Origin of the sequence: Pseudomonas sp. PDM02, assembly GCF_014852285.1 — a bacterium.
GTDB classification, from domain to species: Bacteria; Pseudomonadota; Gammaproteobacteria; order Pseudomonadales; family Pseudomonadaceae; genus Aquipseudomonas; species Aquipseudomonas migulae.
Genome location: NZ_JACVBL010000013.1, coordinates 1 through 12,624, shown reverse-complemented (window position 1 = coordinate 12,624; position 12,624 = coordinate 1). Strand labels below are relative to the sequence as shown.

Here is a 12,624-nt window from a genome sequence, read left to right as displayed (position 1 = left end):
CCGGCATGACCCGGATAAACAGACGGTTGGAAAACATAAAGGCCTTCGGGTTCCGGCCCTGGAACCCTTCAGCGCGTTTTACAGACAAGTGGCCAGTACCCGCGCGAGCTTTTGCGCGCGCGGATCCATCAAGACGTAAGGCCCCAGTGTATTTGTCACAAAACCGAAGGCGACATCGTATTCAGGGTCAGCAAAACCGATGGAGCCGCCAGCGCCCGGGTGGCCGAACGCACGTGGGCCGAGGCCGTAGGTGGCATTCGGGACATCCGGTTGATCGAGCATGCAACCCAGGCCGAAACGGGTCCGGGTCAGTAAAGTCTTGTCTTCGCCGAGGCTGTGTTCGCGGGTCAGCTCATCGAGCATCTCGCTTTCCAGCAGGCTGCCGTCGAGCAGCCCGGCGTAGAACCCGGCCAGGCTGCGGGCATTGCCGTGTCCGTTGGCCGCCGGTTGTTGCATGCGCCGCCATTCCGGTTTGTTGGTGCTGGTCAGGACCGACGGCGGGTTAGTAAAGGCCCGCGTGGTCATGGCCGTCGGTTCGCGCATCGTCACTTGCAGCAGGCGCTGGGCCGCGGCATCGCCGACGTTGCCCTTGCCACGGGCGATGTGCGCCACGCGATGGAATTCTTCATCCGCCAGACCCACATGAAAATCCAGGCCCAACGGTTTGGCCACGCGGGCCACAATGGACTCGCCCGGCCCACGGCCATCGGCACGGCGCAGCAACTCGCCAACCAGCCAGCCATAGGTGATCGCGGCATAACCGTGAGCGGTGCCCGGCGTCCACCAAGGCGATTCGGCGGCCAGCGCATCGACCATGGTTTGCCAGTCGTAAAGCGCTTCCGGGGCCAGCAACTCGCGCAACGCCGGCAGACCGGCCTGGTGGCAGAGCAGTTGACGCAGGGTGACGGATTCCTTGCCGGCGGCAGCGAATTCGGGCCAATAGCGGGCAACCGGGGCATCCAGTTGCAGTTTGCCTTCGGCGACCAGTTGCAGGGCGGTGACGGCGGTGAAGGTCTTGGTGCAGGAAAACAGGTTGGCGATAGTGTCGCTGTGCCAGGCCTCATGGCCATCCTTGTCGGCGGTGCCGGACCAGAGGTCGAGAACGGTTTCGCCGCCAACCTGGATGCACAGCGCTGCGCCACGCTCCTGAGGATCGTCGAACAACGCCGCGAACGCTTCGCGAACCGCTTCGAACTTAAGCTCGTAATGACCCTGAATCTGCACCCGCTACTCCCTCGGACAAACGTTCTACAAAGTGGCCGGCATTGTTCCAGCCATTGATGGTTTTGGGAACAGGGTTGGGCCGGGCGGTCGGTTCGCCCAAGCACTGATCAGAAATTTATGGTGTTCGTGTGGACGCCTTCGCGGGCAAGCCTCGCTCCTACAGGAGCACCACCGAACCTGTAGGAGCGAGGCTTGCCCGCGAAGAACGATAACGCGGTAGATCAGGCCTTAATGGCCATTCCCCGAATGCCCACCCGCCTGCCCGGCGCCCTTCCCCGGGCCCTTGCCGGCTTCAGCTTTTCGCCCGCCTTCGGCATCGTGGCTGGCTTTATCCGCTTCAGCCTTGGCCTTCTCGGCCTCTTTGCCCAACTGATCAACGGCCGCCAGGTTGCTCTTGCGCACGCTGTCGACGAAGCCCTGAAACGGCAGATCGGTAATGCCGACCAATCCAAAGTGCCCGTTTTCACCGTCCAGCAGACGACCGGTCACCGGTTGATCGAGGTACTGGAACCAGTGCACGCCGACAATCGACGGCTCGCTCAGTGCCTGTTTCAGGAAGTTGGCGTAAGCCGGGCCACGGTCTTCTTCCTTCGCCAGTTGCGTCACGCCGCCCCAGAACGGGCCGCGATCGGCCGAGCCGAAGTTGAATTCGGTGATCAGCACCGGTTTGTCCAGGCTGCGCAATTTGGCGAAGTCGTAGCCGTCCTGCGGTTGCAGGGTGTACATGTTGAAGCTCAGCACATCGCAATACTGCGCACAGGATTCCACGGCTTCCGGGGTGCTGATGGCGAAACGGCCGCCCAGCAGCAGCTGATTCGGTGCATGCCACTTGAGCGAGTCGGAAATGGTTTTGAAGTACGTGTCAGCGAAGACCTTCTGGAAGTATTTGAAGTCGGCTTCGATTTCCGGGTACTCGGCGCTCGGCAGCGGCGGCACGAAGCCCGGGTCTTCCATCAATTCCCAGGCCGGCAAGTCGATGCCCCAGGCTTTGGACAGGCCTGCCTGATTGCGGTACTTGTCGCGCAATTGCTTGAGGAACGCGCGCTTGGCCGGCACGTCGGTGGTCATTTTCAAGGTGCCGTAGGCCAGCGCGTAGCGGGCTTTCGGATCGTCACCAGGACCGGCCCAGGCCAGTTCGTTGTCGGCGAAGTAACCGATCAGCCAAGGGTCGTCGCGATGATCGCGGGCGGCGATGGCCACGGCACGTTCGGTGGCCATGGCGAAACGCGGGTCGAACGGGTCAGGCATGCCGCCCCACCAGTCGGTGCCGGTGCTGATGCTGGCGTAATCGCCGACGATCGACAGCGGCAAGGTGTAGGGCACGCGGTCCGCGTTGCCCAGCTCCGGGGCGCTCCAGTTGCCGATGGTGTTGAAGCCCCAGGCTTGCAGGCGATCCAGGGTGTGGCTGGCCCAGCGTTGTTCATCAATCACGGCGGTGCAAGGTTCGGCGGGTTTCTGCTCGACCGCTTTCGCGACGGTCGCTTCCTCTGCGCCGGCCTTGGCGGCTTCGGCAACACCGGCTTCGGCCGTGGAAGGAGCGACGGTTTGTTCAGCGGTCTTCTCGACCGTCGCCTCAACCGCGTCGGCCTTGGCCGCTTCGGCGACACCGGCCTTGGTGTCGCTGCCCGGTGTGCAAGGGGCGCCATACAGGCGCTGCAGGTTCGCGCCATAGAAATCGTACCAGCGCCCGGCGTTGTAGCCACGGCCCTGATCGACGCCATTGCCACCCCGGTTGTCGCCTTCGCCAAAGTGACTGGCCAGCGGTTCTTCGGGTTTAGGCAGCGATTCGAACATCCACTCGCGACCGGCGATGTAAGTCTGGTTGACGTCCGGGGTCACGGTGTTGACCCCGAGCGAATAAAAAGGATGGCCTTCCGGGGTCACCAGATACCAGCGACCGTCACGTTTCTCGCTGCGGAAAAAACCGCTGGCCTTGAACGTCGGGCCTTTTATCCAGCCACCGAACTTGTCCAGCGACGACTTCTCGCGCTCGGCCAGCCAGGTTTTGGTTTGTTGCTGTTCCTTGGCGGCGGCGCTTTTCAGTTGCTCGTCGCTGCCGACCTTCTCCGGCCACTTGGTCCGGGTCGACTGACCGAAAGCGTCCACCAGGCCGCCATAAACGGCTTGGGTGACCGCCTCGCCTTCCTGCACGCCAAAGCGTTCCAGCAGGATACTTTGCGCGACTTTCGGCTGATCCATCGACAACGTCACCGACACCACCTGGCTGCGATCCAGCTCACCGGCGCTGCTGGCCAACAGGATGCGTTGACCGTCGACAGTCATCGGCATCGGCGGACCGGCCTTCATGCCCAGGCTCAGCGGCGAGCTCGGCTGCAACGGCACCAGCAGCGTCTGCGCAGGGCCGGCCGGCAGATCGACGCGGCTGATCAGCGTCTTGCCGTCGTTGCTCTGGATTTTCACGTAGAGGGTCACGGCCCAGTTCATTGCGCTTTGAATACGCAGGCTCATCACGCCGGACTGCGACCAGTCCCAGGCCCCGGTTTGCGGGGTCAGGCGCAGGGTTGGCTGGGCCACCGGGTTGAACGTCACCCGGCGCAGCACTTCGCCTTCGGCCGTTTGCTCTGCATTGGATTGCGGCAGGCTGGCGTCCTGAGTCGCCACCTGGACCACGTCGGCGGGGCGCACAAAGTTGAACAGCGTCTGCTGGCCTGCGGGAGCGGCGAGCAAAGGCGTGGTGAACAACAAGGCAAAAACAGCAGGCAACGAACGGCGAATCATGAGAACGAAAATCTCCCTAACGACCAACAATGGCCAGTGGAAAAGCGATGGCAGAGAGATAGACAACGCGGCGGGCAGATTTGCCCACCGTCGTATCAGGAAATTTCTCGACGGAATGGCGGTAACGCATTGAGGATCGCTTTGCCGTAACGCTGGGTGACCAGGCGTCGGTCGAGCAAGGTGATGGTGCCGCGGTCCTCTTCGGTTCGCAGCAAGCGACCGCAGGCCTGAACCAGTTTCAGCGAGGCGTCCGGTACGGAGATTTCCATGAACGGATTGCCGCCCCGCGCTTCGATCCACTCGGCCAGTGCCGCTTCGACCGGATCATCGGGCACCGAGAATGGAATCTTCGCGATCACCACGTGCTCGCAGTACGCACCGGGCAAGTCGACACCTTCGGCGAAACTCGCCAGGCCGAACAGCACGCTGGAATCGCCGCCATCGACGCGCGCCTTGTGCTTGTTCAGGGTTTCCTGTTTCGACAGGTTGCCTTGAATGAACACTTGTTTGCGCCAGTCGCGGTCGAGACCGTCGAACACGTCCTGCATCTGTTTACGCGAGGAGAACAGCACCAGCGTGCCGCGCGAACCTTCGACCAGTTGCGGCAGGTCACGAATGATCGCCGCGGTGTGGGCCGCTGCATCACGTGGATCGGCTTTCAAGTCCGGCACCCGCAGTACGCCGGCGTCGGCGTGATGGAACGGGCTCGGGACCACGGCGGTCACGGCTTTTTTCGGCAGCCCGGCACGCATGCGGAAGCGGTCGAAGGTGCCGAGTGCGGTCAGGGTCGCCGAAGTCACCAGCGCGCCGTAAGCCACGTTCCACAGGTTGCGCCGGAGCATTTCCGCCGCGAGGATCGGGCTGGCGTTGACTTCGATGTCGAACAGCGAGCCGCTTTCGGCCAGGGTCAGCCAGCGCGCCATGGGCGGGTTGTCTTCCGGGTCTTCGGCGGTAAATGCAACCCACAACTCCCAGTTGCCCGAAGAGCGCGACAACAGGCTGCCGAACAGCGGATACCACTCTTCGGCCTGGTTGCTGGCGATGCCGATGTTGACCTCGCCGTCCATGCCTTCCTTGAGCAACTCGGTGAGTCGGGTGAACAGGTCGGTGAGACGGGCAAAACCCTTTTTCAGCTCGATGCCCATTTCACGCATGTGCTCGGGAATCACCCCGCCGACGAAACGGTGACGCGGCCGTTCGCGACCTTCGACGTCTTCGCCGGGTTTGAAATCGGCAGCCTGTTCGCACGCGGTAAACATGAATTGCTGCTGGGTCTTGATCTCGCGGGCCAGCTCCGGCACCTGTTCGATCAACTTGCCCAGGTCGCCCGGCAGCGGATGCTGGGCGAGCAATTTGGTGAGGTTCTTCGCGGTGGTTTCCAGCCAGTCGGCGGTGGAGCGCAGGCGCGTGTAATGGGCGAAGTGGCCGATGGCCTTGTCCGGCAGGTGGTGACCTTCGTCGAACACGTAGATGGTGTCGCGCGGATCGGGCAAAACGGCGCCGCCGCCAAGGGCCAGGTCCGCCAGGACCATGTCGTGGTTGGTGACGATCACGTCCACCTTGCCCATGCCTTCGCGGGCCTTGTAGAAGGCGCACTGGCCGAAGTTCGGGCAATGGCGGTTGGTGCACTGGCTGTGATCGGTGGTCAGGCGCGCCCAATCGGCGTCTTCCAGGGCGGTGGACCAACTGTCGCGGTCGCCGTCCCATTTATTGCCGGCGAGCTTCTCGATCATGCTGGTGAACAGCTTCTGACTGGCCTCATCGACCTCGATCTTGAAGCCTTCTTCTTCGAACAACTGCGCGGTAGCGGTTTGTGCGTGACCTTCCTGGAGCAACATGTCGAGCTTGGACAGGCACATGTAGCGCCCACGGCCCTTGGCCAGGGCGAAGCTGAAATTCAGCCCGCTGTTGCGCATCAGGTCGGGCAGATCCTTGTAGACGATCTGTTCTTGCAGGGCCACGGTGGCCGTGGCGATCACCAGGCGTTTGCCGGCGGCTTTCGCGGTCGGGATCGCCGCCAGGCTGTAGGCCACGGTCTTGCCGGTACCGGTGCCGGCTTCCACCGCGACAATCGCGGGGTCGCCACTGCGCCGGCCTTCGTCGTCGGTGTCGATGTCACCGAGGACCTTGGCAATTTCAGCGATCATCAGGCGTTGGCCGTAGCGCGGCTTGAGGCTCTTGGCTTCGAGAAAACGCGAGTAGGCGCCCTGGATCGTGGTTTTGAGTTCAGTGCTGATCATGGATTGTCGGGCGCAAAAAACGCTGGATAAATTTTCAGTGGTTCGGTTCGGCCGCTATCATACCCCGCTAATTAATCCCGCGCAGAACGGAGTACCCCAATGACACCTTTTGGCATCGTTTACACCCTGCATGTCCTGTCCGCCCTGGTGTGGGTCGGCGGCATGTTTTTCGCCTGGATGGTCTTGCGTCCGGCCGCGATGAAGGCGCTGGAAGGCCCGGCCCGGTTGAAGCTGTGGGTAGAAGTGTTTCAAGGTTTTTTCCGCTGGGTCTGGATCGCGGTGGTGCTGTTGCCGGTCAGCGGTGTCGGCATGATTCATTTGCAGTACAGCGGTTTCGAGGCCGCGCCACGTTATGTGCAGGTGATGATGGGCTTGTTCGTGGTGATGACCGCGCTGTTTATCCGGATTCAGGCGTTGCTGTTGCCGGAATTGCGCACGGCGGTGACGGCGCAGGATTGGCCGACGGGGGCTGCGGTGCTGGGGAGGATTCGCCGGTTGGTGGGGATTAATTTGATTGTGGGGTTGGTGTTGGTGGCGATCGCCTCGGCGCGGCCGATGTTCTAAAAGCTTAAAGCTTCGCGGGCAAGTCGGATCGCCGCACCGCTCGCTCCTACAATGGACAGCGTGATCCCTGTAGGAGCGAGGCTTGCCCGCGAAGGCAATCGTTCAGACGACGAAATTGTCCGAAACCACTTACAACCTTTGAACCGTCACCGAACCCGCCGCGCCCGCAGGCCCCGGCTGGCCGTCAACGCCTGGCTTGCCGCTCTTGCCGCCATCGGCCTTGTAGACGAAGCACCCCTTGGCCTTGCCACCCGCCCCCGGCTTACCGCCAGGACCGGCCAGACCACCCGCGCCGCCGGCAACCTGAACCTTGATCTGCTCCGCCGGATAATCACGCGGCACTTCCAGCCTGACCAGCGCACCCGGCGCCCCAGGCTGACCGTCGCTGCCATCGCTGCCATCGGCCCCGCGACCGGCCTGGCCCCAGGTGCAGCCCGGTGCCTGACCGTTGGCGCCGTCGAGGCCGACAAACCCCGGTGCACCTGCGCCGCCGCGAGCGTCAACCACCAACTGCGGTGCATTCAGTGCCTTGATCTGCACATTCAGATTGCGTCCCGAGCGGGCCGCCTTGAGGTAAGTACCCGGTGCACCGCGAGCGGTAATCTGGCTGCCTTCGGACAATTGGGCACGGCTGACTTTCAACTCCAGCGCCGTTTCCCCGGGCACGATGGCGATCCGCGCTTCACGCCCCAGGCGCAATTCGCCGACGCTGACTTCGGTCACGTTCGAGGGAATCAGCAACGTGCCGTAATCGGCCACTTCCAGGCGTTCTAGCTGCAAGGTGCTGGCGGTATTGGGCAAGCGCATCAGCGAGTTGGTTTCGACGCTGACCACCTGGGCGCAGGCGAATGGGCTGACGAGTGCGGCGAGCAGACAGAGTTTACGCATGGGAAGCCTTCGGTACGGCAGGAGCCGGAATGGTTTGCAGGTGGAAAACACCGAAAAAGACAATCTTCAAGCGATCACGCCAAGGGTGGGCGCGGCCCCGGAGACTGCGGAAACAGAACACCGCCTCAAGAAGATGAAGGAACGCCAGCAGGCCGCCGGCCAGATTGACCAACAGGTGCAGCGGATTGACAAAGGGCATCAGCAGATTGACCAACACCACCAGCCAGAACAGCAGGGTCAACAGCTTACCCAGCCCCCAAAACACCTTCATACGCCCCCCTGTTGAGAATTATTCTTTGCACGCACAGTAACGGCTTCCACGCGGGATAAGCCAGAGGGCAACGGAAAATTCTTCATGAAGGCCGCCGAATGGCCGTCGGCGCCACTGCAATCATTGGCCGACGGCTCTATCACGGGGTTCAGCGATTGATGTGCAATTCCACGCGACGGTTTTTCGCGCGACCTTCCTCTGTTTCGTTATCGGCCACCGGCGCGCTTTCGCCCCGGCCTTCGCTGGTGAGTTTGTCCGGCGCCAGGCCCATGCCCAGCAAGTAAGCGGCTACGCTGCTGGCGCGTCGCTCCGAGAGTGCCTGGTTATAGGCGTCGTCACCCACGCTGTCGGTATGGCCGATCACTTTGATGCTGACCACATCGGCGCTTTGCAGTTTGGGTATGAACGAGTCCAGCTGACTTTGCGCCGAGGGTGTCAGGTCGGATTTGTTGAACGCAAACAACACATCGCCCGCATCGCTCAGGGTGATGACTTCAGATTGTGCAGGTTCAGCGGGATTCACACTGGCCGGGTATTGCGGCAGCGGACAACCATGATGTTCGACCGGAGTATTGGCCGGCGTATCCGGGCAGCGATCGCGTCGATCGAAGACACCATCGCCATCTTCGTCGCCATCCTGCGCGTAGCAGATCAGGCCACCGGTCAAGATACCAAGCGCCGCTCCGCCGGCCGCCCAACCGCCACTTTCGATAGCGCCCAGGCCACCACCGACCAGGCCACCGATAACGCTGCAGATCGGCCAGGTACGTTGATTGAGGGGGGCAGTGCCATCGCTGTGAGTAGCGCAACCGGTCAACAGGCTGCCAAGCAGCACAACCGGCCAGACGGTCCGTGTGAGAAGGCTCATGGTGAAAGCTCCTGTGTTACCGGCCGACGCCGGTTACACAGGAGTAAAGACCCGCATCCGTGACTGCACAAGCCACGGATGCGAGGGATCTAGCGTTGGATTTTGATTTCGGTGCGACGGTTCTGTGCACGGCCGTCGGCGGTTTTGTTATCGGCCACCGGCTGACTTTCACCGGCACCGGAAACAGACACGAAGTTGCTGCGCGGCACGCCTTCCTGGATGAGGTACTCAACCACCGAGTGAGCGCGTTTATCCGACAGTTTCTGGTTGTAGCTATCACTGCCCACGCTGTCGGTATGGCCAGTAACGGTCAACTGAGCAGTAGGGGCTTCGGCTTTCAAACGAGTGGCGATCTTATCGAGCACCTGTTTGTCAGAAGGGGTGAGTGTGGCTTTGTCGAACTGGAAGTGAACATCCCGGATGACGATGGTTTCTTCCTTGACCACAACCGCCTCTTCAACCACTGGCGCAGGGACTGGTGGTGGGCAACCGTCGGCATCGACCTTCACGCCTCTAGGCGTGCCCGGGCACTTGTCGCGGCTGTCCGGCACGCCATCGCCGTCTTCGTCGCCATCACCGTGAACCCAGCAATAGGCAGCGGCCGTACCGCCAACCAGCAGAGCGCCGTACCCTGCCCATGCCGAGCTCTCGGTCGCGCCGAGACCCGCACCGATTACACCGCCGACTGCCGCACAGGTCGGCCAGTCGGTTTTCTGCAAACCTGCGCAACCAGTCAACACACTGGTTAGCAGAACCAAGGGTAATGCTGTCCGAACTATGCTCATCTAGTTTTCTCCTGAGGGATCGGCTTAGAACCGATTCAGGTAGTAAAGACCCGAGCTTTAATCTCCGCCAGCAATAGGCCATTGCAGTTTTATCCAGTGTTCACGGCTGATCGATACTTTTAGCGCGACGACGCTCTATATCTGGACCTTCGGGCAGGCTAGTCTTGGCGCTCTGATTGAGGAACTTCGATGATTTCAGGTATTTCTTCGCGCACGCCCCAGCAGGCGCTGGCCGCTTTGCTGGATCGTTATGCCCCGCTCCGCCTGTTGCTGATCGGCGCGAGCGAATTCCCCGCGCTGGAAGCATTCAAGCTGGCGCACCCGGACACCTGCGTCGCCCACGCGGCGCCCGGACCGTTGCCGGCCGAACTGGCGGCGCGCCGCTTTGATCTGGCGCTGGTGGTCGATTGCCTTGAACACTTGCCCAAACGCGATGGCCTGAATTTGCTCGGCGGCATCCGCAACCTCAATGCCAGTCGCATTGCGGTGCTGGCGGATCTGTCGGCCAGTGGCTGGCAGGAGACGGATTTTTTCTCCCTGGCCCTGCAAGCCAGCGAACGCTTCCAGCGCGACGAGCAAGTACTGACCCTGTTCACCTACGATCTGCTTGACTACAAACAAGTCCCCGACTGGCTCAACTCACGGTTCTGGGCCAATCCGGAAAACTTCGGGAAATACTGGTGGTAACGCAATGAGTACATCCATTTGCCCTTGCGGCAGCGGCACCCTGCTGGACGCCTGCTGCGGTCACTACCATGCCGGGCATCCGGCGCCTTGTGCCGAAGCGTTGATGCGTTCGCGCTACAGCGCTTATGTGCTGGGCCTGATCGATTATCTGGTAGCAACCACCCTGCCCGCGCAGCAGTCCGGCCTCGATCGTCAGTCCATCAGCGACTGGAGCGCGCAAAGCACCTGGCTCGGCCTGGAAGTGGAAAGCTCCGAGGTGTTCGGCGGTCAACCGGAACACGCGTTCGTGACCTTTACCGCACGTTGGCACGATGGCAGCGGCGAACACAGCCACCGCGAGCGCTCGTCGTTCGTGCAGAACGCCGGCCACTGGTACTTCATCGACCCCACTGTGCCACTCAAGGCCGGACGCAACGATGCCTGCCCATGTGCCAGCGGGCAGAAATTCAAGAAGTGTTGTGCGGGGTATTTCGCCAGTTGAGGTGATTCGTGAAGGGCTAGACTGGGGATCAAGGGAGAAACACAACCATGATCAGCCGACGTCGCGTCCTGCATACGCTCACCCTGCTCCTGCTTCTCGGACTCGGCGGTTGTGCGTCCTGGTTCAGCGACGATGAACCGGAACCTGAAGTGCATCTGGTCAAGGTAGAAGTAGTCCGGGCGAAACTGATGGAGCAACGCTTCCTGTTGTTCTTTCGCGTCGACAACCCGCGCGACAGCGACCTGACGGTGCGCGGCCTCGAATACCGGATTCACCTGGGCGATATGTTGCTGACCGAAGGCGAGCACGAACACTGGTTTACAGTCGGCCCCAAGCACAGCGCGTATTTCAAAGTGCCGATCCGCACCAACCTGTGGCCCAAGGTGCGGGACCTGGTGAAACTGTTGAAAAAACCCGAGCAACCTATCCCCTATCGCCTGGAAGGTGAGCTGGAAACCGGTGTGTTCATCGCGCACTACGTGCACCTGGCGCGCAAAGGCGTGATAATCCCCGCCGATTTAATTCCGGAGCACACCCGATGACCCAGCAACCCCACGTCCATGGCCCTGACTGCAATCACGATCATGACCATCACGACCACCATGATCACGACCATGGCCATGTCCACGGCCCGAACTGCGGCCACGCTCACCAGGAGCCGGTGCGCAACGCCCTGAAGGACGTCGGCCGCAACGACCCTTGCCCGTGCGGCAACGGCAAGAAATTCAAGAAGTGCCACGGCGCTTGATGCTTCGGGCGATGTTTTTCATCGCCTGTTGAATCGCTTCGCCGGCAAGCCGGTCTCGCTCCCACACTGGATTCGTGAATGACACAATCCCCTGTAGGAGCGATGCTTGCCCGCGAAAGAGGCACCGCGATTATTCAGGCAAACCGCGTCATCTTCTTCGCGGGCAAGCCTCGCTCCTACAGTCACTCAGTCGGTCATCAGGATCAGCGCACTGCTGACGACCGTGGCGTATTCGCCGTGCAGATTGCCCAGCGACATCGCATGCACCTCTTCAGCTGAATGCGCATTGCTGAAATAATCCGCTTTGTCGAACGTGAAGCACGCATCCTCCGCCACCCACGTATCAAACCCCAGGTTACCGGCCGTTCGCGCCGTGGACTCCACCGAGTTGTGGGTCGCGACGCCCACGATGACCAACTGATTGATCCCCGCCTCGCGCAAACTTGCCTCCAGCGCCGTCGTACAAAACGCATCCGGCACCTGTTTCTGAATCAGTTGCTCGCCGGCCAATGGCTGGAACCGCTCCTGAAACTCCACGCCCGATTGCTGCGGCCAGAACACTGAGTCCGGTGAACGGGACAGGTGCTGTACGTGGATCACCGGCCGCCCGGTTCGCCGCCATAGCCCCAGCAAATCCAGGATCCGCGCCTCGGCCTGAGGATTATTTCGCCGGCCAAGCCTTGGCTCCAAAATGCCTTTTTGTTGATCGATGATGATCAGTGCTGCGTTGGTCTTGAGCTCCATGCTGACTTTTCTCACGCGAGGTTATTGAGTTTCACGCACTTGAGCATCACCGCCTCCTACAGGCAAGTCCTCGATCGCAAACGGGACGATCTGATGTTCGCGGTTGCTGTCTGAACTTCACGATGCCGCAACGAATACAGCAAGGTGAATTCGCCTAGGCTTGAAAGTGATCGATTGTGTATATCCGGTTCTTCGGTAACGGCTGCTATTGGTTTCGCCCTTACGGCGAGTCACTTTGGAAAAGCCCCAAAGTAACCAAAGGGCTCTTGCCCCTTTCGTTCGGTGCCTCGCCTAGGCTCGGCATGCCCTCGCTCCGGTCCTGCTCCGTGGGCCCGCCGCCATCGGCCATCCATGGCCGGGGGCGGCTAACCCGGCATCCATGCCG

The 12,624-nt window shown here is 61.5% G+C and carries 13 protein-coding genes; 5 read left to right on the top strand and 8 right to left on the bottom strand.

Translation table 11 applies throughout. The features are described from left to right. Positions 1–78: 78 nt before the first annotated feature. The 3 genes from IB245_RS21875 to dinG form a co-directional block, all read right to left on the bottom strand. Positions 79–1,224 carry an EstA family serine hydrolase gene (locus IB245_RS21875; RefSeq protein WP_008031660.1) on the bottom strand — a complete coding sequence of 382 codons (1,146 nt, stop codon included), beginning with the start codon at positions 1,222–1,224 and terminating at the stop codon, positions 79–81. A gap of 228 nt (positions 1,225–1,452) precedes the next feature. After that, on the bottom strand, positions 1,453–3,963 hold the full coding sequence (locus IB245_RS21870) for a beta-agarase (RefSeq protein WP_192228634.1): 2,511 nt from the start codon (positions 3,961–3,963) through the stop codon (positions 1,453–1,455). Positions 3,964–4,058: 95 nt separating this feature from the next. After that, entirely contained in the window at positions 4,059–6,203 is a 2,145-nt protein-coding gene (gene dinG, locus IB245_RS21865; RefSeq protein ID WP_008031664.1) for an ATP-dependent DNA helicase DinG, read from the bottom strand. Between the two features lie 99 nt (positions 6,204–6,302). Here dinG and IB245_RS21860 point away from each other — a divergent pair, with 99 nt between their 5' ends. Further along, a complete protein-coding gene (locus tag IB245_RS21860) occupies positions 6,303–6,767 on the top strand; it encodes a CopD family protein (protein ID WP_008031665.1) in 465 nt (154 codons plus the stop codon). A gap of 129 nt (positions 6,768–6,896) precedes the next feature. Here the strand turns inward: IB245_RS21860 and IB245_RS21855 are convergent, their stop codons facing one another. The 4 genes from IB245_RS21855 to IB245_RS21840 form a co-directional block, all read right to left on the bottom strand. Next, positions 6,897–7,655: a collagen-like protein gene (locus IB245_RS21855; protein ID WP_008040834.1), complete on the bottom strand. Its 759-nt coding sequence runs from the start codon at positions 7,653–7,655 to the stop codon at positions 6,897–6,899. After that, the gene (locus tag IB245_RS21850) at positions 7,648–7,926 is read right to left on the bottom strand and encodes a DUF1145 domain-containing protein (protein ID WP_008031667.1); all 279 of its coding nucleotides are present in this window, start codon (positions 7,924–7,926) and stop codon (positions 7,648–7,650) included. The genes IB245_RS21855 and IB245_RS21850 overlap by 8 nt, the downstream gene beginning before the upstream one ends. Positions 7,927–8,074: 148 nt before the next feature. Beyond that, positions 8,075–8,794 (bottom strand): OmpA family protein, encoded by a 720-nt coding sequence (locus tag IB245_RS21845; RefSeq protein WP_008040833.1) that lies wholly within the window; start codon positions 8,792–8,794, stop codon positions 8,075–8,077. Between the two features lie 89 nt (positions 8,795–8,883). Continuing rightward, positions 8,884–9,579, bottom strand: coding sequence for an OmpA family protein (locus IB245_RS21840; RefSeq protein WP_008040832.1), 696 nt, complete (start codon positions 9,577–9,579; stop codon positions 8,884–8,886). 189 nt (positions 9,580–9,768) lie between these two features. Here IB245_RS21840 and IB245_RS21835 point away from each other — a divergent pair, with 189 nt between their 5' ends. Genes IB245_RS21835 through IB245_RS21820 form a run of 4 tightly spaced genes read left to right on the top strand, consistent with a single transcriptional unit; the run spans position 9,769 to position 11,495 of the window. Beyond that, on the top strand, positions 9,769–10,266 hold the full coding sequence (locus IB245_RS21835; RefSeq protein WP_192228633.1) for a DUF6231 family protein: 498 nt from the start codon (positions 9,769–9,771) through the stop codon (positions 10,264–10,266). 4 nt (positions 10,267–10,270) lie between these two features. Further along, the gene (locus tag IB245_RS21830) at positions 10,271–10,747 is read left to right on the top strand and encodes a YchJ family protein (protein ID WP_008040831.1); all 477 of its coding nucleotides are present in this window, start codon (positions 10,271–10,273) and stop codon (positions 10,745–10,747) included. Between the two features lie 47 nt (positions 10,748–10,794). Continuing rightward, positions 10,795–11,289, top strand: a complete 495-nt coding sequence (locus IB245_RS21825; protein ID WP_192228632.1) for an LEA type 2 family protein — start codon at positions 10,795–10,797, stop codon at positions 11,287–11,289. Continuing rightward, positions 11,286–11,495, top strand: coding sequence for an SEC-C metal-binding domain-containing protein (locus IB245_RS21820; protein WP_007906737.1), 210 nt, complete (start codon positions 11,286–11,288; stop codon positions 11,493–11,495). Before IB245_RS21825 ends, IB245_RS21820 begins: the two co-directional genes overlap by 4 nt. A gap of 186 nt (positions 11,496–11,681) precedes the next feature. Here the strand turns inward: IB245_RS21820 and IB245_RS21815 are convergent, their stop codons facing one another. Continuing rightward, positions 11,682–12,239, bottom strand: a complete 558-nt coding sequence (locus IB245_RS21815; protein WP_192228631.1) for a cysteine hydrolase family protein — start codon at positions 12,237–12,239, stop codon at positions 11,682–11,684. Positions 12,240–12,624: the final 385 nt, after the last annotated feature.